Source organism: Pseudomonas sp. ANT_J12, from assembly GCF_008370045.1.
Taxonomy (GTDB): domain Bacteria; phylum Pseudomonadota; class Gammaproteobacteria; order Pseudomonadales; family Pseudomonadaceae; genus Aquipseudomonas.
The window spans coordinates 144,904-168,111 of sequence record NZ_VOBN01000007.1 but is presented as its reverse complement, the minus strand read 5'-3'; the positions used below and the strand labels follow the sequence as shown (position 1 = coordinate 168,111).

The following is a 23,208-nucleotide window of genomic DNA, read 5'->3' as shown; positions in this document are numbered from 1 at the left end:
AAAGCCCGTCTCCCACGCGAGAACGATGGCAATAACAAGAGCCTCCGCCTGAGGCCATCACCCGCTTTGTGTGAGGAGATACCGCGATGACGACGTTCAACTCGGGGGCTCAACCCCAGAACCGTGCGCCTCAATCCATCGGCTTTCTGCTGCTGGACAATTTCACGCTGATTTCTCTGGCCTCAGCAGTAGAACCCCTGCGCATGGCCAACCAATTGTCCGGCCGCGAGCTGTATCGCTGGACCACCCTCACCGTCGACGGCGGCCAGGTCTGGGCCAGTGACGGTCTGCAAATCACCCCCGATTGCTCCATGCACAAAGCGCCGTCCATGGACACCATCATTGTCTGCGGCGGTATCGGCATCCAGCGCACTGTGACCCGCGAACACGTGTCTTGGCTGCAAAGCCAGGCGCGTCAGTCCAAGCGCCTCGGCGCGGTGTGCACCGGCAGCTGGGCCCTGGCTTGCGCCGGTCTGCTGGATGGCTTCGATTGCAGCGTGCACTGGGAATGCCTGGCGGCTATGCAGGAAGCGTTTCCGCGCGTGGCCATGAGCACCCGCTTGTTTACCCTCGACCGCAACCGTTTCACCAGCTCCGGCGGCACGGCGCCGCTGGACATGATGCTGCACCTGATCAGCCGCGATCACGGCCGTGAACTGTCGGCGGCAATTTCGGAGATGTTTGTCTACGAGCGCATCCGCAACGAGCAGGATCACCAGCGCGTGCCGCTCAAGCACATGCTCGGCACCAACCAGCCGAAGTTGCAGGAAATCGTTGCGCTGATGGAAGCCAACCTGGAAGAGCCTATCGACCTCGACGAACTGGCGGTGTACGTCGCCGTTTCCCGACGTCAGCTGGAGCGGCTGTTCCAGAAATACCTGCACTGTTCTCCGTCGCGCTACTACCTCAAGCTGCGCCTGATCCGCGCCCGGCAGTTGCTCAAGCAAACGCCGATGTCGATCATCGAAGTGGCGTCGGTGTGCGGTTTCGTGTCCACGCCGCACTTCTCCAAGTGCTACCGCGAATACTTCGGCATTCCGCCGCGTGACGAGCGCGTAGGGTCGAACACCACGCAACAGGTGGCGATGATGCCGCTGCCGCAAGCGCTGGTCTTGTCGCCGTTGTCCGGGCCGTTGTCGGCATTGAGTCAGGCGCGTAATGAGTCAACCTTCGCCAGCGTTAGGCTCTAGACCGCGCGGGCTACTGTGGCGAGGGAGCTTGCTCCCGCTGGGCTGCGCTGCAGTCCCAAAACCGGCGAATGCGGTCTTTCTGACAAACCGCATTCGCTGTTTTTGCGACCGCTTCGCGGTCGAGCGGGAGCAAGCTCCCTCGCCACAAAAGGCCGCTCAGTGCTGACAATCAGGCGCTACGACTCTGCTGATACTCCGCCAACGCCGGCAACAATTGCTTGTCGATCGCCTGGCGCACCGCCGGCAGGATGGTCGCGCTGCTGGTGTACATCTGCTTGACCATGGTGCGCAGCACGATGGCCCGCTCATCGTTCAAACCCCGCACCGCACACTCGCAAGCCTGCTCGGCGGTGGCACCGCTCGGTACTGGAAAGCCCAACGATTTCAGCTGGCCCAACAGGTCTTCCTGGTCAATCAAATCGGCGTACATCATGACGCAATCCTTCTTCAGGGAACGGTGTCGTGGCTCGATTCTGGTAGGGGGGCGGGGCGTCGGCAAGGACGATTTGTCGCAATGGCCGCGATACCTATGAACAGGTCGTTTTCGGCTAACTTGCCAGGGAGGGGAGTAGGCACACTGGATTCAGCTGGCTTCACGATGGTTTGGTCACCCTCGCGCAACGGCTCCTCAACAGTACCTTGTGCCCCGATCCTGTCACGGCTTGATCGGGGCTTTTTTTTGTCTGGGGAATCAGGTGGGGATGTGTTGTTTGGGCTGACGTCTTCGCGGGCAAGCCTCGCTCCTACAGGGGGTATGCGATCCCCTGTAGGAGCAAGGCTTGCCCGCGAAGAACGATGACGCGGTCTACCGCTGCAACACGAGGATGCGCGACAACAACTCATCCCGATCCACATAACACCCCTGGAAATGCCGGGCGCCGGTGGCGGGGTCGAAGGCGTTGCGGGCGTGGAGGGTGCGGCGGTTGTCGAAACACCACAATTCGCCGGGATTGAGCCGCTGCATCAGGCGAAACCGCGCCTCGCGGGTCATGGCAATAAACCGCCGATACGCCCGATAGAGCTTGGGCATGTCCTCGATCGACGCATCAAACGGCCCGCGCAGGAAGTTGGCCATGCGGACCTCCGACACGTGCCCCAACGCATCCAGCGCGATGATCGGCGCCAGGCAGCGGTAGTCGCTGTGGCGGTCCTTGTTGCGGAACTCCACGGGGATGTCGCACAAGGCCTGGAACGACTCTGGGCTCTCAACCCGCAACGCCTCGGCTATGGCAAAACCGTCGACAAAAATACTCTCGCCACCCTCGGCATCATTCACCAGGCAATGCAGGAATTGCAGCCCCGGTTGCAACTCCCGGGTTGGCAGGTCGCTGTGCAGCGGCAGGTTGAAAGCAGTGTAGGCGTTGCTGTCGGCGTCGGCCTTGGATTGCACGTTGAACAGCACGCCGAAATTGCTCTCGCGGATGAAGGAGATGCGCTGGGCGATCAACTTCAGCGAGCCGGGTTCGGTGGGCACGCCACGGACCTGGGTCAGGCCGATATCCCGCACCGCCAGCAGCCATTGCAGCAGGGCGTCGTTGTCGTTCATTAATGCCTGATAGTCGAACACCGGCAGCCGCAAATCGCTGGTCCACAATTTGGATTTCGGTTTGCCCGCCCGTCGCTCGGTGCGGGATTCATCGTCGTAGGCATGGGCCCGCAACCAGCCCGGATCGAAGCGGCTGAGGTGGCCGTCTTGCCAGTCGACGCGCAGGCAACCGTCGGCTTCGAGATGCGCGGCACTGGGTGTCAGGTCTTCCGCGACATCGACGATTTCCAGCACCTGCTCGCGAGTCACGGTATAGACACACAACGGACACGGGCAGTTGTCCCGCAGCCATTGGTGATGAAAAGGGCTGACGCGGCCATCGGCCCAGGTCACTTGGACGCGGTCCGCCAGGGTGTGCACGGCGGTTAATGCGCTGATCAACGGGTAGGTGCGGAAGTCGGCAAAAGCGGCGGCGGTGTTCATGGCGATCTCCTGGTTATTTTTTTGGCGGTAGTGCGATCACTCGGCCGATGTAGTCAGGGGCAGGCAGGTCGGCTTGTTCGGCGACGATGGCTTGCAGCTTGCCCAGGGTGTCTTCGCTGAACGGCGCGGAGCGCGGCCCGGCGAGGTCGACGTGCAGCAGCATTTGCTCGTTGCCGGCCAATTCCTTGTCACCGCCCACCAGGTGCAGGCTGTGGTAGAGGTGCAGGCGTTTGCTGTCGTGGGCGATGATTTGCGTGTGCACTTCGACGTCGGCGTCGAGCTTCACTTCGTGCAGGTAGTTGAGGTGCAGTTCGAGGGTGAACAGCGAGTTGCCGCTGGCTTCGCGGTTGTTGCTGTCCATGCCCAGGCGATCCATCAGCGCGTCGGTGGCGTAGCTGAAGATCAGCAGGTAGAAGGCGTCGCGCAGGTGGCCGTTGTAGTCGACCCAGTCGGGGATGATTTTGGTTTGGTAGGTGGTGAGGGTGGGCATGTCGTCACATCCGAAAATGGTTGGGTTGTGATCGTTCCCACGCTCCGCGTGGGAATGCCTCTTGTGACGCTCTGCGTCACGCTTTGGGACGCGGAGCGTCCCGGGCTGCATTCCCACGCAGAGCGTGGGAACGATCAGGACGCGGGTTTAGTCGGCAAACGCCATCCCATGCTTCTCTTTGGTGGTCTTCACCGCCTCCAGCACCGCCAGCAAGCAATCATCACGATAGCGTTCCAGCGCTGAAATGCTGTGGCTGCCCAACTGATCACTGGTCCCATCCACCACATCATCAATCAACTTGTCGGTCAGCTCCGGTGCCGGCAGATAGGTCCAAGGCAACTGCAACGCCGGCCCGAATTGCGCCATAAAGTGCCGCATGCCCGCATCGCCGCCCGCCAGGGTGTAGGTCAGGAACGTGCCCATGAACGACCAGCGCAGACCCGCGCCAAAGCGGATCGCATCGTCGATTTCGCCGGTAGTCGCCACGCCGTCGTTGACCAGGTGCAGCGCCTCGCGCCACAGCGCTTCGAGCAAGCGATCGGCGATGAACCCCGGCACTTCCTTGCGTACATGCAGCGGGCGCATCCCTAGGGATTCGTAGACTTTGATCGCCGCTTGAATCGCTTCCGGCGCGGTGTTCTTGCCGCCGACCACTTCTACCAATGGCAGCAGGTAAACCGGGTTGAACGGATGCCCGACCACGCAGCGTTCCGGGTGGGTTGAGCCTTCGTAGAATTCGCTCGGCAACAGCCCCGAGGTGCTGGAGCCGATCAATGCATTGGGCTTGGCCGCTGCGCTGATTTTGCCGTGCAGTTCCAGTTTCAGTTCCAGACGTTCCGGGGCGCTTTCCTGGATGAAATCCGCGTCGCGCACGCATTCTTCAATGGTGGCGACAAAGCGCAGGCGATCTTGCGAGGCGCCGGGGGCCAGGCCTTGTTTCTCCAGTGCGCCCCAGGCATTGGCGACCCGCTTGCGCAGCGCCGCTTCGGCACCGGGCGCCGGGTCCCAGGCCACCACGTCGAGGCCATGGGCGAGGGCGCGGGAGACCCAGCCGCTGCCGATGACACCGCTGCCCAGCGCGGCGAAGGTTTTGATTTCGGTGATAAAGCTCATGGCGACTTCCTAAATGAATTCAGTGATCCCATGTGGGCCGAACCTTTGCGGCGAGGGGGCTTGCCCCCGTTGGGTCGCGTAGCGGCCCCAAAACCTGCAACCGCGGTATGCCAGGCATACCGCATGCAATGGTTTACGACTGCTTCGCAGCCGAACGGGGGCAAGCCCCCTCGCCACACAAGCCCGCTCCCACAGGTTGAATGTGTGGTGTGGTTTAACCGCGCTTGGTCAGGCCCATTTTTGCCCGGCCTTCGGCCGGCGTCAGGACGCGAGCGCCGAGGCGGCTGAGGATCTCGCTGGCGCGTTCCACCAGTTGGCCGTTGGTCGCCAGTACGCCTTTGTCCAGCCACAGGTTGTCTTCCAGCCCGACCCGTACGTTGCCGCCCAGCAGCACCGCTTGCGCCGCCATCGGCATTTGCATGCGGCCGATGCCGAACCCGGCCCAGACCGCGTCGGCCGGCAGGTTGTCGACCATGGCTTTCATGGTGGTGGTGTCGGCCGGCGCGCCCCACGGGATGCCCAGGCACAGCTGGAACAGCGGGTTGTCGAGCAAGCCTTCCTTGATCATCTGCTTGGCGAACCACAGGTGACCGGTGTCGAAGATTTCCAGCTCGGCCTTCACGCCCAGCTCTTGAATGCGTTTGGCGCCAGCGCGCAGTTGCGCCGGAGTCGAAACGTAAATCGTGTCGCCATCGCCGAAGTTCAGGGTGCCGCAATCGAGGGTGCAGATTTCCGGCAGTAGCTCTTCAACGTGGGCCAGACGGGTCAGCGGGCCGACCAGGTCGGTGTTCGGGCCGAACGCCATCGGGTTCTCGCCCGCGCCGATTTCCAGGTCGCCGCCCATGCCGGCGGTGAGGTTGACGATGATGTCCACGTCCGCCTCGCGGATGCGCTCCATCACTTCGCGGTACAGCGCCACGTCACGGCTGAACTTGCCAGTTTCGGGATCGCGGACGTGGCAGTGGACCACGGTGGCGCCGGCCTTGGCGGCTTCCACGGCGGCAGCGGCAATTTGTTTCGGGGTGACCGGCACATGTGGGCTTCTGGCGGTCGTGTCGCCAGCACCGGTGAGTGCGCAGGTGATGATGACGTCGTGGTTCATTAGGCGATTCCTGTTCTTTATGGGTGTGGCAGGCGTGATGATTCCGTTCGCAGCCCGTGCAGGCTGCGATTCGGTGGTTCAATCGGGTTTATTTGCTGGTCAATGACAGGTTTTCAGCCGCTGGTTTGCCATCGAAAGTCGTCACACCTTCGAGCCAGCGTTGCTTGTCTTGCGGGTGATCCTTGAGCCATTGCTTGGCTGATTCGAAGGCGTCCTTGTGATCCAGCAACGGCTGCATCATCCGGCTCTCATCTTCGGCGGTGTAGGTCAGGTTGCTCAGCAAACGGCTGACGTTCGGGCATTGTTCGGCGTATTTCGGGGCGGTGACGGTCCAGACCGTGGCCATGCCTTCGTTCGGGCCCAGAGCATCTTCGCTGCCGGTGAGGTAAGTCATCTTCACGTTGACGTTCATCGGGTGCGGCGCCCAGCCGAAGAACACCACGGCTTCCTTGCGGCGCACGGCGCGGTCCACGGCGGCGAGCATGCCGGCCTCGCTGGACTCGACCAGCTGGAACTTGCCGAGGCCAAACTGATTCTTGGCGATCATCGCCTTGATCTGGGTGTTGGCGCCCGAGCCCGGTTCGATGCCGTAGATCTTGCCGCCCAGTTCTTTTTCGAACTTGGCGATGTCGGCGAAGGTTTTCAGGCCTTTGTCAGCGAGGTAGGTCGGGACGGCGAGGGTGGCGCGGGCGTCTTTCAGGCTTGGGGCCTCAAGCACCTTGACCTGATTGGCTGCGACGAACGGGGTGATGGTCTGGGTCATCAGCGGGTTCCAGTAGCCCAGGAACAGGTCCAGGCGCTGGTCGCGGATCCCGGCGAAGATGATTTGCTGGGACGCACTGGTTTGTTTGGTGTTGTAGCCGAGGCCATCGAGCAATACCTGAGTCATGGCGCTGGTGGCGATCACATCGGTCCAGTTCACTACACCCATGCGCACGTTCTGGCACGAGGCAGGGTCGGCGGCCATGACACTGGCGCTCAAGAAAGCGGTACCGCTGAGTGCAAGAACACAGCTGCTGATCAGTCGTTTCATGGTGGGTTCCTCGGCAGGTCGTTATTGTGGGTCCCGGCATCTTCGTGCGCCGGTGATGCCAAGTTACGCAGCTAAGCCCCCGGCCAAACGCACTACGGCGACCAGCTCTTGCACTGCAGCGACCTGCGCTCTTGAATGCCATCGCCAAGTGGCGTATCAACGTCCACACGCTACCCGCCCTCTCGTTACTTGCCAGTCGAGTGCGCTCCATGTCCCAGGATTTCTACTTCATGCTGATGCCGGGTTTCTCGGCCATCGGTTTTATCTCGGCCATCGAGCCGCTGCGGGTCGCCAATCGCTTTCGCGGCGAGCTGTATCGCTGGCATGTATTAAGTGCTGATGGCGGGGCGGTGTTGGCCAGTAACGGCATGTCGGTCAACGCCGATGCGGCGCTGGAACCGCTGAAGAAAGGTGCGACGCTGCTGGTGGTCGCCGGTTTCGAACCGCTGAAATTCGCCACCCCGGCCCTGGAGCACTGGCTGCGCCGACTGGACAACGAGGGCGTCACCCTCGGCGCCATCGACACCGGCAGCTTCGTCCTTGCCGAAGCCGGCTTGCTCGACGGCCATCGCTTGACCCTGCACTGGGAAGCCATCGACGCCTTCAAGGAATCCTACCCACAGCTCAGCGTCACCCAGGAACTGTTCGAGATCGACCGCCGGCGCATCACCTCCGCCGGCGGCACCGCGTCCATCGACCTGATGCTCGACCTCATCGGCCAGGCCCACGGCCCGGAACTGGCGATCCAGGTCAGCGAACAATTCGTGCTCGGGCGCATCCGCCCGCGCAAAGACCACCAACGCATGGAAGTCGCCACGCGTTATGGCATCAGCAACAAGAAACTGGTGCAGGTGATCGGCGAGATGGAGCAGCACAGCGAACCGCCGCTGAGTACGCTGGCGTTGGCGGAATCGATCAAAGTGACGCGGCGGCAGTTGGAGCGGTTGTTTCGGTTGCACCTGAACGACACACCGAGCAATTTCTACCTGCGGCTCCGGCTGGAAAAGGCGCGGCAGTTATTGCGCCAGACCGACATGAGCGTGCTGGAAGTGAGCATTGCGTGCGGGTTTGAATCGCCGTCGTATTTCACCCGCAGTTATCGGGCGCGGTTTGAGCGGTGTCCGCGGGAAGACCGGCGAACCGCCAAGGCATGATTGTTCCCACACTCTGCGTGGGAATGCCGCCAGGGACGCTCCGCGTTCCGCTTCGGGATGTGACGCAGAGTGTCACGGGATGCATTCCCACGCAGAGCGTGGGAACGATCAGTGGAGGGTTTTATTTTTTCATGAGGGCCGAACACGCCGCTTTAAACGCCTCATGCTGATACTTGTTCAGCGTTCCCGGCAGTTCGAAGTTGTGCTTTTTGGCCTGGGCATTGATCGTCTGCGGCGACAGCAGCGTCACCTCGCAACTCTCCAACAGCTGAAAAACCCCTTCGATCTTGAACGTCGTCGGCCCCCCGGCAAACTCACCCTTCTTGCTGCGCTTCTTGATCGCAATCCGGTCTATGGAATTCTCCCGCACAAACGACGCCACTTGAGCGGCGAAGACCTTGACGTTGGCGGCCTCGTCATCATCGTCCAGGGCGATTTTCTTGGTGGCCAGGGCGACGTGGCTCAAGGCCTGACCGTCGAGGGAGGCCACGGCGATGATCGCTTCGCTGCCTTTGATTTCGATGCCGCAGATGTTCATATAAATCCCTTTCAGAAATGGTGGTGTGCAGCCTACAACTCAAGTTGATTGGCCGTGATGCCAAACGCCGCGGCAATTTTCTCGCGGGTGGCCTTGCGCGGTTTCGCAACCGTCTCTTGCTGCGCGAAGGCCGGTTGGGAAATACCCATGCGTTTGGCCACTTCGTCCTGAGTAAGGTTCAGGTGTTCGCGCCAGGCGCGAATCGGCGTCGAGCCATCGACAATGCGGCTGACGACTTCGTGGGGAATCAGATCGGGCTCAATCTTCTGCGCCACATATTGCGCGTAGGGAATGACCACGAAAGCAGGATTGCCCTCCGCGTCGTTGATGATTTGAACGTCAGTAGGTGCGTTCATCGCGTTTTTTGACCTCTTGAATACTGACCACTTTGATTGCGCCATCCCAGTCGAACATGACTCGATAATTACCCACTCGAAGTCGATAGGCATAGTCATGACCGACCAGTGCTTTGACATTGCTGATGTCAGGCATGTCAGTCAGCACCGCGACGGCATCACGGACCTGGATCTGGTGAACGGAATGCAATTTCAGAAGCTGCTTAACGGCCTTTCGAGTCCAGTGAATACTGTTCATGAGAGAATATAAGTCTTTTATAAGATTTTCCAATCTTTACTTATAATTCTCTCTCAGCCAATTAACGAAGCATGTCGGGATGTTGCCCGGCCAATAGGGTCTGCTGCGAGGTACTGGAAGTGCTGTAGGTTTAGTCAGCGAGGTTTGTAGGAAACATCATCTCTTCAGGATCGAAAGCCGACGCCGGTGCCAGCTTCCGACGGAAATTCAAGATCACTCCTGCGAAATCGACTCCAAAAACTCCGACCGCTCATCACTCATCCGCGCCACGCAATCATTCTGCGCAATGGTGAAGGCCTTGCTACCGCTCGTCGCCGGAAACGCTTCCACGGCGCAATCGGCATCCCGGCTCTTCAGCCACTGCTGCTGGGCAACCTTGAGCTTTTCAGTGATGTCGCTCAATTGCGCCTTGTTCTTGCCGTAGACCGACTGCAAACGCGTGTTCAGCCCCTGGTAGTTTTCCTTGAGCAGATCTTCGGCGGTGGTTCTGCTGTAGGCCGAGCATTCCAGGGTCTGGACGTCGTTTTCGACTGAATCGCAGGGGTTGTTGTCGGACTCTTCCGCCGCCTGTACGCCGGTCGCTATGAGTGCCAAAGCCAGGAACATCGTTTTCATTGCGTCGTCGCCCCTTTTTCAGTGCATTTCCAGTAATGCCGCGAATTCTGGCCCATGCGCAGGCCCTTGAACAGCTACGCGATCATGCCCGGCGACGACCCTTTGTCGCAGATTGACGCTTTCGGCAAACCCTCTGTCGTTTTTGCACCCGGCTGCCCCGGTCCTCAGGCATATGCTGGCCCCAAAGCGCCGGCACACGATTCGGCGCACGAATCGCTAATAGGGGACAGCCTGATGAGCCCAGCCGAATTGCACGCCGACAGCATCGTTATCGACGGGCTGATTATCGCCAAGTGGAACCGCGAGCTGTTTGAAGACATGCGCAAGGGCGGTCTGACTGCGGCCAACTGCACCGTGTCGGTGTGGGAGGGCTTCCAGGCCACCGTCAACAATATCGCCGCCAGCCAGAAGCTGATCCGCGAGAACAGCGACCTGGTGATTCCAGTGCGCACCACCGCCGATATCCGCAAGGCCAAGGAGCAGGGCAAGACCGGCATCCTCTTCGGCTTCCAGAATGCTCACGCGTTTGAAGACCAGATCGGCTATGTCGAGGTGTTCAAGCAGCTGGGCGTCGGTATCGTGCAGATGTGCTACAACACCCAGAACCTGGTGGGCACCGGTTGCTACGAACGCGATGGCGGCCTGTCGGGTTTCGGTCGTGAAATCGTCGCCGAGATGAACCGCGTCGGCGTTATGTGTGACCTGTCCCACGTCGGCTCCAAGACCTCCGAAGAAGTCATTCTCGAATCCAAGAAGCCGGTCTGCTACTCCCACTGCCTGCCGTCGGGTCTGAAAATCCACCCGCGCAACAAATCCGATGAAGAACTGAAGTTCATCGCCGACCACGGCGGTTTCGTCGGTGTGACCATGTTCGCGCCGTTCCTGGCCAAGGGCATCGATTCGACCATCGACGACTACGCCGAAGCCATCGAATACACCATGAACATCGTCGGCGAAGACGCCATCGGCATTGGCACCGACTTCACCCAGGGCCATGGCCAGGACTTCTTCGAATACCTGACCCATGACAAGGGCTACGCCCGCCGTCTGACCAGCTTCGGCAAGATCATCAACCCACTGGGCATCCGCACCGTCGGCGAGTTCCCGAACCTGACCGAAACCCTGCTCAAGCGCGGCCACTCCGAGCGAGTCGTGCGCAAGATCATGGGCGAGAACTGGGTCAACGTCTTGAAAGACGTCTGGGGCGAATAAGCCACCGCGTTCTGAATCCTTTCCCCCGGCCGTCCGCGCCGGGGGCAACACCCCAATTTTTCTGGAGTTAAGTTTCCATGGCCAAGATCGCCCCGCAATTGCCAATCGAAGTCGACAGCGAAACCGGTGTCTGGACCTCCGACGCCCTGCCGATGCTGTACGTGCCACGTCACTTCTTTGTGAATAACCACATGGGCATCGAGGAAGTGCTGGGCGCCGAAGCCTACGCCGAAATCCTCTACAAGGCCGGCTACAAATCCGCCTGGCACTGGTGTGAGAAAGAAGCTGAATGCCACGGCCTGGAAGGCGTCGCGGTGTTCGAGCACTACATGAAGCGCCTGTCGCAGCGCGGCTGGGGCCTGTTCAAGATCCAGGACATCGACCTCGACAAAGGCACCGCGAGCGTCAAGCTCGAACACTCGGCGTTCGTCTACGTGTACGGCAAGGTCGGGCGCAAAGTCGACTACATGTTCACCGGTTGGTTTGCCGGCGCCATGGACCAGATTCTTGAGGCGCGCGGCAGCAAGATCCGTACGGTTGCCGAGCAAGTCTACGGTGGCTCCGAAGAAGGCCACGACGACGGTTTGTTCACCGTCAAGCCGTTGTAAGTCGAGGAACCCGCCATGGCTTTCGAAGCAATGTTCCAGCCGATCCAGATCGGCAAACTGACCATCCGCAACCGCGTGCTCAGCACCGCGCACGCCGAGGTGTATGCCACCGACGGCGGCATGACCACCGACCGGTACGTCAAGTATTACGAAGAGAAAGCCAAGGGCGGGATCGGCCTGGCGATTTGCGGCGGTTCCTCCAGTGTGGCCATCGACAGCCCGCAAGGCTGGTGGAAGTCGGTCAACCTGGCCGACGACCGGATCATTCCGCACTTCCAGAACCTGGCCGATGCCATGCACAAGCATGGTGCCAAGATCATGATCCAGATTACCCACATGGGCCGTCGTTCCCGCTGGGACGGCGAGCACTGGCCAACCCTGCTGTCGCCGTCGGGCATCCGGGAACCGGTGCACCGCGCGACCTGCAAAACCATCGAACCGGAAGAAATCTGGCGGGTGATCGGCAACTACGCCACGGCGGCTGGCCGTGCGAAGGCCGGTGGCCTCGACGGCGTAGAACTGTCGGCTGTGCACCAGCACATGATCGACCAGTTCTGGAGCCCTCGCGTCAACAAACGCAACGACGAATGGGGCGGCAGCTTCGAAAACCGCATGCGTTTCGGCCTGGAAGTGTTGAAGGCTGTGCGCGCAGAAGTCGGGCCGGATTTCTGCGTCGGCATCCGTCTGTGCGGTGATGAATTCCACCCGGACGGCTTGTCCCACGAAGACATGAAGCAGATCGCCAAGTACTACGACGACACCGGCATGATCGACTTCATCGGCGTGGTCGGCTCGGGTTGCGACACCCACAACACCCTGGCCAACGTTATCCCCAACATGAGTTATCCACCGGAGCCATTTTTGCACTTGGCCGCCGGTATCAAGGAAGTGGTCAAGGCCCCGGTCCTGCACGCGCAGAACATCAAGGACCCGAACCAGGCGACCCGTATTCTGGAAGGCGGCTACGTCGACATGGTCGGCATGACCCGCGCCCACATCGCCGACCCGCACCTGATCGCCAAGATCAAAATGGGCCAGGTGGACCAGATCAAACAATGCGTCGGCGCCAACTACTGCATCGACCGTCAGTACCAGGGCCTGGACGTTTTGTGCATCCAGAACGCCGCGACCTCCCGTGAATACATGGGCGTGCCGCACATCATCGAGAAATCGACCGGTGTGAAGCGCAAAGTCGTGGTGGTCGGTGCTGGCCCTGCGGGGATGGAAGCGGCGCGCGTCTCCGCCGAACGGGGCCACGACGTGACCCTGTTCGAAAAGAAAGAATTCATCGGCGGGCAAATCACCACCGCCTCGAAAGCCCCGCAACGGGACCAGATTGCCGGTATCACTCGCTGGTTCCAACTGGAGCTGGCGCGTCTGAAAGTCGACCTGCGCTTGGGCGTGGCGGCGGATGCTGCAACCATTCTCGACCTGCGCCCGGACGTGGTGGTGCTCGCCGTCGGTGGCCATCCATTCCTGGAACAGAACGAACACTGGGGCGCGGCGGAAGGCTTGGTGGTCAGCAGCTGGGACATCCTCGACGGCAAGGTCGCGCCGGGCAAAAACGTGCTGGTCTACGACACCATTTGCGAGTTCACCGGGATGTCCACCGCAGACTTCCTCGCGGACAAGGGCAGCCAGGTCGAGATCGTCACTGACGACATCAAGCCGGGCGTGGCGATTGGCGGTACGTCGTTCCCGACCTACTACCGCAGCATGTACCCGAAAGAAGTGATCATGACCGGCGACATGATGCTGGAGAAGGTCTACCGCGAAGGCGACAAGCTGGTGGCGGTACTGGAAAACGAATACACCGGTGCCAAAGAGGAGCGGGTGGTGGACCAGGTCGTCGTCGAAAACGGCGTGCGTCCGGACGAAGAAATCTATTACGCGCTGAAGGAAGCGTCGCGCAACAAGGGCCAGATGGACATCGAAGCCTTGTTCGCGATCAAGCCGCAGCCATCGCTGAGCCAGGCGGGTGACGGCTACTTGCTGTTCCGCATCGGCGACTGCGTGGCCCAGCGCAACACACACGCCGCCATTTATGACGCACTCCGGCTCTGTAAGGATTTTTGACGGCGCAGCTGCAAGCCGTAAGCTGCAAGTCGCAAGTAAAAGCTCAGCCTCGCCGCTGGTCTTTCTTGCAGCTTGTAGCTTGTAGCTTGCACCTCGCTAGAGGTGACTCTGATGTTGAACACCCTTCTTCCAATCCTGCTGTTCGCTGCCCTGGGCCTGGCTGTCCTGGGCGCGTTGCGGCGGATGAATATGTGGCGCCGGGGCCGGGCCTCGAAGGTCGACCTGATCGGCGGCCTGCTCGCCATGCCCAAGCGTTACATGGTCGATTTGCACCACGTCGTCGCGCGGGACAAATACATTGCCAACACCCACGTAGCCACGGCCGGTGGGGCGGTGGCGTCGATTGTGCTGGCGATCCTGGTCCACGGTTTCGGCCTGCACAGTCGCATTCTCGGTTTCGCCCTGTTGATCGCTTCGGCGGTGATGTTTGGCGGGGCGATTTTCATGTTCCTGCGTCGTCGCAATCCACCGGCTCGCCTGTCCAAAGGGCCGTGGATGCGGTTGCCGAAAAGCCTGCTGGCGTTCTCGGCGAGTTTCTTCCTGTTGACCCTGCCGGTCGCTGGCATCCTCCCGGAAAACTTCGGTGGATGGGTGGTAGCTGCGGTCCTCGGCGTCGGTGTCCTGTGGGGCGTTAGCGAACTGTTCTTCGGCATGACCTGGGGCGGCCCGATGAAGCACGCCTTTGCCGGTGCCCTGCACCTGGCCTGGCACCGTCGCGCCGAACGCTTCGGCGGTGGTCGGTCCACCGGTTTGAAACCCCTGGACCTGAACGACCCGACCGCGCCGCTGGGCGTGGAAAAACCCAAGGATTTCACCTGGAACCAACTGCTCGGGTTCGACGCCTGCGTGCAGTGCGGTAAGTGCGAAGCGGCGTGCCCGGCCTTCGCTGCCGGCCAGCCGCTGAACCCGAAAAAACTGATTCAAGACATGGTGGTTGGCCTCGCTGGCGGTACCGACGCTAAGTTCGCCGGTAGCCCCTATCCAGGCAAAGCGGTTGGCGTACACGCCGGCAATCCACATCAACCCATCGTCAACGGTCTGGTCGACGCCGAAACCCTGTGGTCCTGCACTACGTGCCGCGCCTGCGTCGAGGAATGCCCGATGATGATCGAGCACGTCGATGCCATCGTCGACATGCGCCGCCATCTGACCCTGGAACTCGGCGCCACGCCAAACAAGGGCGCCGAAGTCCTGGAAAACCTGATCGCCACCGACAACCCGGGCGGCTTCGCGCCGGGCGGGCGGATGAACTGGGCGGCGGATTTGAACCTGAATCTGATGAGCGAGAAGAAGTCGGTCGACGTGTTGTTCTGGGTCGGCGACGGCGCCTTCGACATGCGCAACCAGCGCACCTTGCGCGCCTTCGTCAAAGTGCTGAAAGCGGCCAAGGTCGACTTCGCAGTGCTCGGGCTTGAAGAGCGCGACAGCGGTGACGTGGCCCGGCGTCTGGGCGACGAAGCGACCTTCCAGTTGTTGGCTAAACGCAATATCCAGACCCTGGCGAAGTACAACTTCAACCGCATCGTCACCTGCGATCCGCACAGCTTCCACGTGCTGAAAAACGAATACGGCGCCTTCGACGGCAATTACCTGGTGCAGCACCACAGCACCTACATGGCCGAAATCATTGGCGCTGGCGCCCTGAACCTCGGCCAGCACAAAGGCAGCAGCGTGACCTATCACGACCCGTGCTACCTCGGTCGCTACAACGGCGAATACGAGGCGCCGCGCGAAGTGCTGCGCGCCCTCGGTATCGAAGTGAAGGAAATGCAACGCTCCGGTTTCCGCTCGCGCTGCTGCGGCGGCGGTGGCGGGGCGCCGATCACTGACATTCCGGGCAAGCAACGGATTCCCGACATGCGCATGGACGACATCCGCGAAACCGGTGCCGAACTGGTAGCCGTGGGTTGCCCGCAATGCACGGCGATGCTCGAAGGCGTGGTCGAACCCCGTCCGCTGATCAAGGACATCGCCGAACTGGTGGCGGACGCGTTGCTCGAAGACGCGGCACCGAGCAAGCCGAACACCCCGGCCAAACGTGAACCTGCGGAGGCCCACTGATGAGCGACATTATCCGCCGCGACCCCCGCGCCGAATGGATTGCCCGTAACCGCCTGCACCCGCTGCACGCGGCGATGCAACCGGCGCAACACAGTTGGATGGGGCCCAACGGCGTCATCCGCAAGAATCTGCATGGCATCGGATTTATCGGGCCGAACGGCATCAAACGCATCGACCGCAGCGGCGCGCAGCAGGGCGGGGCGACCAAACGTTCAGCCGCCGTGGAAGTGCAACTGCCGCTGCATCAAGTGCCGGCCCCGGCGTTCTACATCAGCGTCGTTCCGGACATGGTCGGTGGCCGTTTGAGCAGCCACGACCGCGATTTGCTCGGCCTCGCCCATCAACTGGCCGGCAAGGATGGCGCGGTGTTGGCCGTGGTCTTCGGCGAACACAAGGAAAACGCCTTCGCTACTGCGGGCGTCGATCGCTTGCTGGTACTGGATGGCGATGAATTCAGCGGTTATGCACCGGAACAACGAGTCCAGGGCCTGCGGTCTGTGGATAACCAGTTCAGCCCGCGCCACTGGTTGCTGCCGGACAGCCGCAGCGGTGGTGGTGAACTCGGTCGGCGCTTTGCCGCTGCTTTGGGCGAACGCCCGGCCACGCGGGTCTGGCAGGTCAAGGATCAGGAGTGTATCGGCCGCGCCGGTGCAGGCCTGCAAGACCTTGCGCGTCCGGTTGCACGCCTGATTCTGGCCGCCGTCGAATGCGCCGAACCGGTCAGTGAAACCCGTCACGAAGCCCTGCCGGTGGAGTTACCCACAGCCGTAGTGCGCAGTCTGTCGCGTATCGAAGATCTGGGCGCGGTGGCGGTGGATCCGGCGGCGATTCCGATGGCCGAAGCCGAGTTCATCTTCTCTGGCGGCAACGGGGTCAAGGACTGGGGACTTTTCCACAGGACCGCCGAAGCCTTGGGCGCGACCGAAGGTGCGTCGCGGGTGGCGGTGGACGATGGGTTCATGGCTCGCGACCGTCAGGTCGGCGCGTCCGGCACCTGGGTCACCGCGCGGGTCTACGTGGCCGTGGGGATTTCCGGGGCGATCCAGCACCTGCAAGGTATCGGTGCCTGCGACAAGGTGGTGGCGATCAACCTCGACCCTGGCTGCGACATGATCAAACGGGCCGACCTGTCGGTGATCGGCGAGAGCGCCGAGATTCTTCAAGCCTTGATCGATGCGATAGCGGCTTATCGCAACGACGCCAAGCGCGATGCGGCTTAAGGGAAGGAAAGGGTCATGAGTACAAAAGTCATCAGCCTGGTGTCCATCGGCGCCCACCCGACTTCTGGCCGGCCCCGCCGCGCCGAGCAGGACGCGCGCGCCGTGGAGCTGGGCCTGCAACTGGCTGGGGATAACCTGCAAGTGCTGCATGCCGGCGATGTTGCAGAACCGGCGTTGCGCGCCTATCTGGGCATGGGACTCGAACAACTGCACGTGCTGGAACAACCGTCGGGCGCCGATGCGCTGCCCGCGTTGACCGCTTATTTGCGTGATGCCGGGGCACAAGTGGTGCTGACAGGCAGCCAGGCGGAAACCGGTGAAGGTTCGGGCATGTTGCCGTTCCTGTTGGCCGAAAGCCTCGGCTGGCCGCTGGTGGTGGGGTTGGCTCAGGTGGAATCCATCGACGGCAATTCGGCCTTGGTCCTGCAAGCCTTGCCCCGGGGCCAGCGTCGTCGTTTGAAAGTGCGGCTGCCGTTCCTGGCGACTGTGGATAACGCCGCGCCGAAGCCTCGGCAAAGCGCCTACGGCCCGGCTCGGCGTGGGGTGTTGCAGGCGGATCAAGTCGAAGTCATCGACGATGAACTGCTGGCGGTCGCCACTTTGCAACCGGCCAAGCCACGGCCTAAACGCCTGAAAGTGATCAAAGCCAAAAGCGGTGCCGACCGCATGAAAGCCGCGACGGCCAAGGCCAGCGGTGGCGGTGGGCAAGTGCTTAAAGGCGTGACGGCGCAAGCCGGCGCAGAAGCCATCCTCAAACTGTTGATCGAAGAAGGCGTCGTCCGCTGATCGTTCCCACGCTCTGCGTGGGAATGCCGCCCGGGGCGCTCTGCGTCCCTCTTTGCCGCCTGAGCTCGCCATCCTGTCGGAGAAAATAATGCCCGTTGAATTTCGTTCGGCCCTGCGCTCGGATGCGCGGGAGATTGCTCGTCTGTTTCAGATTTCATCGGAAGGCGCGGCGGATTACATCTGGAGCCAACTGGCCCGGCCCGGCCAGGATCTGCTGGACGTCGGCGCCAGTCGCTATGCCCGTGACGACGTCGATTTCTCTTACCAGAACTGCCTGATCGCAGAGGCCGGGGGCGAGGTTGTCGGCATGTTGCACAGCTACGTGATGCGTCACGATCCGCAGGCCGCGCCGGTTACCGATCCCGTCCTGGCGCCGTACGCCACGATGGAAATCCCCGACACCCTCTACATTTCGAGCCTGGCGCTGCACGAAGGCTGGCGCAATCAGGGCTTGGGCCAACAATTCCTCGCTTACGCTTACGACCGCGCCAATCAATTGGGGCTCAACGGCTTGAGTTTGATCGATTACGCGGTGAACACCGGCGCCCGGCGGTTTTATGAGCGGCATGGGTTTCGGATTGTTGATACCTGCCAGATCACGCCGCATCCGATGATTCGGGTCACCGGTGAGGCCTATCTGATGTACCGGCCATAAGGCCCAAGCCAACCCCTGTAGGAGCAAAGCTTGCTCGCGAAGAGGCCATCCCATCCAACATCGATGTCGCCTGACCCACCGCTTTCGCGAGCAAGCTCTGCTCCTACAGGTCGCGGGAGCCCAAGCCAACTCTCTGTAGGAGCAAAGCTTGCTCGCGAAGAGGCCATCACATCCAACATCGATGTCGCCTGACCCACCGCTTTCGCGAGCAAGCTCTGCTCCTACAGGTCGTGGGGGCCTAAGCCAACCCTCTGTAGGAGCAAAGCTTGCTCGCGAAGAGGCCGTCACATCCAACATCGATGTTGTCTGATCCACTGCTATCGCGAGCAAGCTTTGCTCCTACAAGGGGATTTTCAGGATTTATGCACAATCCCTGTTAGCGCTTCTGTGGATAACATGTTCGCCCCTCGCTACACCCCATACAAACCGGGCCCTGCAACCCTCCGTACAAAAAACAACCAGCCTAACCTACGGTTTTTTCGGGCTTTTTCCCGAGGATAACTTTGCCCAGGAACCAATACTTGCCCCCAATCTCTGTTGGCGCTTCTGTGGATAAGATGTTCGCTGTCCGCTACAGGCTATATAAACCGGGCCTATCGAGCGACTGATCAAAAAACACCCAATTCATCGTTTTAACTCGTTAAACCGCCTGCGAACCCCGATTTATCGAAGCTATCAGCGGTTTTCCACAGATCCGCCAAAGTTGCCCCCAAAGTCTGTTGGCGCTTCTGTGGATAAGGTGTTCGCCATCCGCTACACGCCATACACAACGTGCCCTCCAGGCTTTTGATCAAAAAACACCCAATCACCTCTGCAAACCCTGCTTCTGGATAAGTCACGGTTTTTCTTCAGTATTTATCAGGCTAATTCCAGGGAAACCCATAGTTGTCCCCATTTGCTGTGGGCGAAGGTGTGGATAACTTGTTCGCTAAACCCTGCAAGCCACGCCGTTCATAGGCCCGAACGCTATAGATCAGATTTCATACAGTTCTAAGGCACTTCCTTGACTTCAAACTGCCGCGTGTCTTCACTAACCAGTTACAAAAGGACAGCCGCCACTTATCCACATCTGGTTCAGGGAGAACGCGTGATGGATAGCCAGCCACACCGCTCGCACCCCATTCCCTGCACGACCTGCGTCCCGGCCGCCGTGACTTCGCTGCGCAAGCGAATCCATCGCCGGGCCGTCAATCAGCGTGCGCGTCTATAGCGCCAGACCTTTGCACTGACACAGCTTGCTGCCGCCGGGTTCGCCCGGTGGCCAGGTGTTCGTTCGCCCATTGATTGCAGGCAACCGCAGAGTTGCCCCATCAGCCTGAGAGGAAAAGAACCATGACCCGGATCGCTACGCCCATCAGCGACATCAAGGAACACTACGACGTGATCGTCATCGGCTCCGGCTATGGCGGCGGGATCGCGGCTTCACGCCTGTCCCGGGCGGGCAAGCGGGTGTGCCTGCTGGAGCGCGGGCGGGAGATGCAGCCTGGGGAATACCCGAACACCATGATCGCGGCCACCGAGGAATTGCAGGTGCATGACCCGGACGGCCACATCGGCTCGCGCACCGGGTTGTTCGATCTGCACGTCAACGCCCAGCAGAACGTGGTGGTCGGTTGCGGTTTGGGCGGTACGTCGCTGATCAACGCCAACGTGGCCCTGGAACCGGAGCCTGGCGTGTTCGACGATCCGCGCTGGCCGCTGGCGGTGCGTGAACATCGCGACACCTTGCTCAAGGACGGTTACGCCCGGGCTCGGGAAATGCTCAAACCGACGCCTTATCCCAGCACCTCCCCGGTGTTGCCGAAACTGGAAGCCAACAAGAAATCGGCGGATTACCTCAAGCAAGGCGCGCACTTCTACCGGCCGCCGATCAACGTGACCTTCGACAAACTGCCGAACAACCTCAACCACGTCGGCGTCGAACAACTGCCGTGCAACCACTGCGGCGATTGCGTCTCGGGCTGTAATAACAAGGCCAAGAACACCACGTTGATGAACTACCTGCCGGACGCCTGGAACCACGGCGCGGAGATTTTCTGCCAGGCCGAAGTGCGGCATCTGGAGCGCGACGGCGATGGCTGGATCGTGCACTTCCAGTACCTGGACAGCGGCCGTGAGAAATTCTCGGCGCCAACGCTGTTCGTCAAAGCCGACATCGTGGTCGTTTCCGCCGGCACCCTGGGCTCCACCGAAATCCTCCTGCGCTCTAGGGACAAAGGTTTGTCCACGTCCAACCAGCTCGGCGAAAACATGAGCGGCAACGGTGACATCCTCGGCTTCGGCCACAACTGCGAACAGCCGATCAACGGCATCGGTTTCGGCGCCCATCCGGCCAAGGAACTGCAGCCAGTCGGTCCGTGCATCACCTCGATCATCGACATGCGCACCGAAGGCGACTGGCGCAGCCGCATGGTCATCGAAGAAGGCTCGATCCCCGGCGCCCTCGGCCGGCCGATGGTGCCGAGCATGGCCGGGTTCGCTGAACTGATCGGCAAAGCCACTGACGACAGCTTCAGCGGCAAGCTGAAATACAAGGAGCGCGAGGCCGAAAGCTTCCTGCGTGGCCCGTATTACGGCGCGCTGCACAACATGCAGACCTACCTGATCATGAGCCACGACGATGGCAAAGGCCGGATGGTGCTCGACAGCAAGGATCAACTGCGTATCGATTGGCCGGGCGTCGGCGAGCAGGAGAACGTCAAAATCGGCAACGAGCGCCTGCACCTGAGCACCAAGGCGCTGGGCGGGATCTGGGTCGAGAACCCGATCTGGACCAAACTGCTCAAGCACAGCATCGTTTCTGTCCACCCGTTGGGCGGCTGCGTGATGGGCGAGGACGCGGGGCAGGGCGTGGTCAACCACAAGGGCCAGGTGTTCAGCGGTGCGAGTGGCACTGACGTGTACGCCGGTTTGTACGTGACCGACGGCGCGGTGATCCCGACGTCCCTGGCGGTCAATCCGCTGCTGACCATCTCGGCGGTGAGCGAGCGCAACATGGGCCTGCTGGCGGCGGATCGCGGTTGGCAGATCGACTACACGCTGCCGTCAGCGCCGCGTAAACAGGTGGCGCCGCCGACGCTCGGCGTGCAGTTCACCGAAACCATGAAGGGCTACTTCTCCAAGGATTTCACCCAGGCCCAAGGCACCGACCTCAAGCTGTATGAAGCGGCGGCCACCCGTGGCGAAGCGGAAAACTCGCCCATCGAGTTCACCCTGACCATCACCGCCAACGACCTCAACCGCATGATCAAGGAACCGGAACATGCCGCGACCCTGGTCGGCACGCTGAATGCTCCGGGCCTGTCGCCGCAGCCACTGACCGCCAGCAACGGCGTGTTCAACCTGTTCGAGCAGTTCGAGGAACAGGTCGGCGTACGCCACATGAAATACGACATGAAACTGACCGCCGAGGACGGTCACGACTATTTCTTCAGCGCCTTCAAAACCGTGCCCGAAGACAACGGCGTGCTGAATATCTGGCACGACACCAGCACCCTCTACGTCACGCTGTACAACGGGCCGGACAAGACTGGCGCGGTGATTGGCTCCGGGGTGATGCACATCCACCCGACCGACTTCGCCAAGCAAATGACCACCATGAAAGTGCTGAATGCGCGCAACGAACGCGAGCGCATCGAAGGCCTGGCGCGGTTCGGCAAGTTCTTCGCCGGGATTCTCTGGGAGAGTTACGGCGGAGTGTTTGCTGGCGACATCTACTTCAACCCGGACGCGCCGCCGCGGCTGAAACGACCGCTGGATGCGCCGCCACCGAGCGTGCATTTCTTCCAGACCGAGGACAACGTGGAGCTGCGCCTGACCCGTTATCAGGGCGGCACTAAAGGCCCGGTGATGCTGGTGCATGGGTTGGGCGTGGGCTCGAACATTTTCTCCACCGACACCATCCAGACCAACCTGCTGGAATTCCTGTGCAAGCACGAATACGACGTGTGGCTGCTGGATCTGCGGGTGAGCATCCTGCTGCCGGCGAGCAAGCAGGAATGGAACGGCGACCAGATCGCCGAGTACGACTTCAAAGCGGCCATCGCGCAGATCCGGCAGGCGACTCAGGCGAAAGATGTGCAATGCGTGGTGCATTGCTACGGCGCGACGACCTTCTTCATGTCGCTGCTGGCCGGGTTGCAAGGGGTGCGCTCGGTGGTTTGTTCGCAGATTGCGGCGGATACCGTGGTAGCGACGGCGACGGGGCTGAAGGCCGGTTTGCACCTGCCGGGGATGCTCGATGCGATGGGTGTGAAATCCCTCACCGCCTACGCCGACAACAAGGAAAACTGGTTCAACAAACTCTACGACAAAGCCCTCAACGGCTACGCGCGGATCGAGGCCCAGGGCTATTGCACCAACCCGGTGTGCCACCGCATCACCTTCATGTATGCGTCGCTGTACCGCCACGACACCCTCAACGAAACCCTGCACGACAACCTGCACGAACTGTTCGGCGAGTCGAACATGCACACCTTCGAGCACCTGGCGCTGATTGTGCGCAAAGGTCATCTGGTGAACTTCAAGGGTGAAGACGTGTACATGTCGCACTTCGATCGGCTGAGCATGCCGATCTGTTTCATCAGCGGCGCGGACAACCAGTGTTACCTGCCGCAAAGCACGCTCAAGACCTTCGAGCGGGTGTGCAAGGCCCACGGGCCGGAGCGCTACAGCCGGCACGTGGTGCCGGGGTATGGCCACATCGACTGCATGTTCGGCAAGGACGCGGTGGTGGATGTGTACCCGATCATCCTGCAACACCTGGAGAAAACCGCTATCGGCTAGGCGGTAG

At 61.1% G+C, this 23,208-nt stretch carries 20 protein-coding genes; 10 read left to right on the top strand and 10 right to left on the bottom strand.

Translation table 11 applies throughout. The annotated features are described in order from the left end of the window. The first annotated feature begins 86 nt into the window (after positions 1–86). The gene (locus FQ192_RS17280; RefSeq protein WP_123513212.1) at positions 87–1,190 is read left to right on the top strand and encodes a GlxA family transcriptional regulator; all 1,104 of its coding nucleotides are present in this window, start codon (positions 87–89) and stop codon (positions 1,188–1,190) included. 169 nt (positions 1,191–1,359) lie between these two features. On the opposite strand, the gene FQ192_RS17270 is transcribed toward FQ192_RS17280, so the two are convergent. The 6 genes from FQ192_RS17270 to choX all read right to left on the bottom strand — a co-directional run bounded on the left by FQ192_RS17270 (position 1,360) and on the right by choX (position 6,897). Continuing rightward, the gene (locus FQ192_RS17270; RefSeq protein WP_149659656.1) at positions 1,360–1,623 is read right to left on the bottom strand and encodes a hypothetical protein; all 264 of its coding nucleotides are present in this window, start codon (positions 1,621–1,623) and stop codon (positions 1,360–1,362) included. Positions 1,624–1,995: 372 nt separating this feature from the next. Beyond that, the gene (locus FQ192_RS17265) at positions 1,996–3,159 is read right to left on the bottom strand and encodes a gamma-butyrobetaine dioxygenase (RefSeq protein WP_149659655.1); all 1,164 of its coding nucleotides are present in this window, start codon (positions 3,157–3,159) and stop codon (positions 1,996–1,998) included. 13 nt (positions 3,160–3,172) lie between these two features. Next, positions 3,173–3,649, bottom strand: coding sequence for a thioesterase family protein (locus FQ192_RS17260; protein ID WP_149659654.1), 477 nt, complete (start codon positions 3,647–3,649; stop codon positions 3,173–3,175). A 147-nt stretch (positions 3,650–3,796) separates the two neighbouring features. Next, a complete protein-coding gene (locus FQ192_RS17250) occupies positions 3,797–4,762 on the bottom strand; it encodes an L-carnitine dehydrogenase (protein WP_149659652.1) in 966 nt (321 codons plus the stop codon). A 214-nt stretch (positions 4,763–4,976) separates the two neighbouring features. Then, positions 4,977–5,864, bottom strand: a complete 888-nt coding sequence (locus tag FQ192_RS17240) for a 3-keto-5-aminohexanoate cleavage protein (RefSeq protein ID WP_149659651.1) — start codon at positions 5,862–5,864, stop codon at positions 4,977–4,979. A gap of 88 nt (positions 5,865–5,952) precedes the next feature. Then, on the bottom strand, positions 5,953–6,897 hold the full coding sequence (gene choX, locus FQ192_RS17235) for a choline ABC transporter substrate-binding protein (RefSeq protein ID WP_149659650.1): 945 nt from the start codon (positions 6,895–6,897) through the stop codon (positions 5,953–5,955). 209 nt (positions 6,898–7,106) lie between these two features. Here choX and FQ192_RS17230 point away from each other — a divergent pair, with 209 nt between their 5' ends. Beyond that, the gene (locus tag FQ192_RS17230; protein ID WP_149659649.1) at positions 7,107–8,051 is read left to right on the top strand and encodes a GlxA family transcriptional regulator; all 945 of its coding nucleotides are present in this window, start codon (positions 7,107–7,109) and stop codon (positions 8,049–8,051) included. Between the two features lie 121 nt (positions 8,052–8,172). Here FQ192_RS17230 and FQ192_RS17225 read toward each other — a convergent pair whose 3' ends face one another. The 4 genes from FQ192_RS17225 to FQ192_RS17210 all read right to left on the bottom strand — a co-directional run bounded on the left by FQ192_RS17225 (position 8,173) and on the right by FQ192_RS17210 (position 9,798). Further along, positions 8,173–8,589, bottom strand: coding sequence for a DUF3010 family protein (locus tag FQ192_RS17225; RefSeq protein WP_149659648.1), 417 nt, complete (start codon positions 8,587–8,589; stop codon positions 8,173–8,175). 32 nt (positions 8,590–8,621) lie between these two features. Beyond that, a complete protein-coding gene (locus FQ192_RS17220) occupies positions 8,622–8,945 on the bottom strand; it encodes a helix-turn-helix domain-containing protein (RefSeq protein WP_149659647.1) in 324 nt (107 codons plus the stop codon). Further along, complete coding sequence (locus tag FQ192_RS17215) at positions 8,929–9,183, bottom strand: type II toxin-antitoxin system RelE/ParE family toxin (RefSeq protein ID WP_149659646.1); 255 nt, start codon at positions 9,181–9,183, stop codon at positions 8,929–8,931. The genes FQ192_RS17220 and FQ192_RS17215 overlap by 17 nt, the downstream gene beginning before the upstream one ends. A 213-nt stretch (positions 9,184–9,396) precedes the next feature. Next, entirely contained in the window at positions 9,397–9,798 is a 402-nt protein-coding gene (locus tag FQ192_RS17210) for a lysozyme inhibitor LprI family protein (protein ID WP_149659645.1), read from the bottom strand. Positions 9,799–10,032: 234 nt separating this feature from the next. On the opposite strand from FQ192_RS17210, the gene FQ192_RS17200 reads away from it, so the two are divergent. The 8 genes from FQ192_RS17200 to FQ192_RS17160 all read left to right on the top strand — a co-directional run bounded on the left by FQ192_RS17200 (position 10,033) and on the right by FQ192_RS17160 (position 23,201). Beyond that, positions 10,033–11,010, top strand: a complete 978-nt coding sequence (locus FQ192_RS17200) for a dipeptidase (RefSeq protein WP_008033250.1) — start codon at positions 10,033–10,035, stop codon at positions 11,008–11,010. A gap of 77 nt (positions 11,011–11,087) precedes the next feature. Next, entirely contained in the window at positions 11,088–11,618 is a 531-nt protein-coding gene (locus FQ192_RS17195) for a DUF5943 domain-containing protein (protein WP_008083165.1), read from the top strand. 15 nt (positions 11,619–11,633) lie between these two features. Next, positions 11,634–13,694 carry a dimethylglycine demethylation protein DgcA gene (dgcA, locus tag FQ192_RS17190; protein WP_149659643.1) on the top strand — a complete coding sequence of 687 codons (2,061 nt, stop codon included), beginning with the start codon at positions 11,634–11,636 and terminating at the stop codon, positions 13,692–13,694. A gap of 111 nt (positions 13,695–13,805) precedes the next feature. Next, a complete protein-coding gene (dgcB, locus tag FQ192_RS17185; protein WP_149659642.1) occupies positions 13,806–15,755 on the top strand; it encodes a dimethylglycine demethylation protein DgcB in 1,950 nt (649 codons plus the stop codon). Further along, positions 15,755–16,975, top strand: coding sequence for an electron transfer flavoprotein subunit alpha/FixB family protein (locus FQ192_RS17180; protein ID WP_149659641.1), 1,221 nt, complete (start codon positions 15,755–15,757; stop codon positions 16,973–16,975). Before dgcB ends, FQ192_RS17180 begins: the two co-directional genes overlap by 1 nt. Before the next feature lie 15 nt (positions 16,976–16,990). Continuing rightward, positions 16,991–17,761 carry an electron transfer flavoprotein subunit beta gene (locus tag FQ192_RS17175; RefSeq protein WP_149659640.1) on the top strand — a complete coding sequence of 257 codons (771 nt, stop codon included), beginning with the start codon at positions 16,991–16,993 and terminating at the stop codon, positions 17,759–17,761. Positions 17,762–17,849: 88 nt separating this feature from the next. Continuing rightward, positions 17,850–18,416: a GNAT family N-acetyltransferase gene (locus FQ192_RS17170; protein WP_149659639.1), complete on the top strand. Its 567-nt coding sequence runs from the start codon at positions 17,850–17,852 to the stop codon at positions 18,414–18,416. Positions 18,417–19,748: 1,332 nt separating this feature from the next. After that, positions 19,749–23,201, top strand: a complete 3,453-nt coding sequence (locus FQ192_RS17160; RefSeq protein WP_149659638.1) for a GMC family oxidoreductase N-terminal domain-containing protein — start codon at positions 19,749–19,751, stop codon at positions 23,199–23,201. The last annotated feature ends 7 nt before the right edge of the window (positions 23,202–23,208 follow it).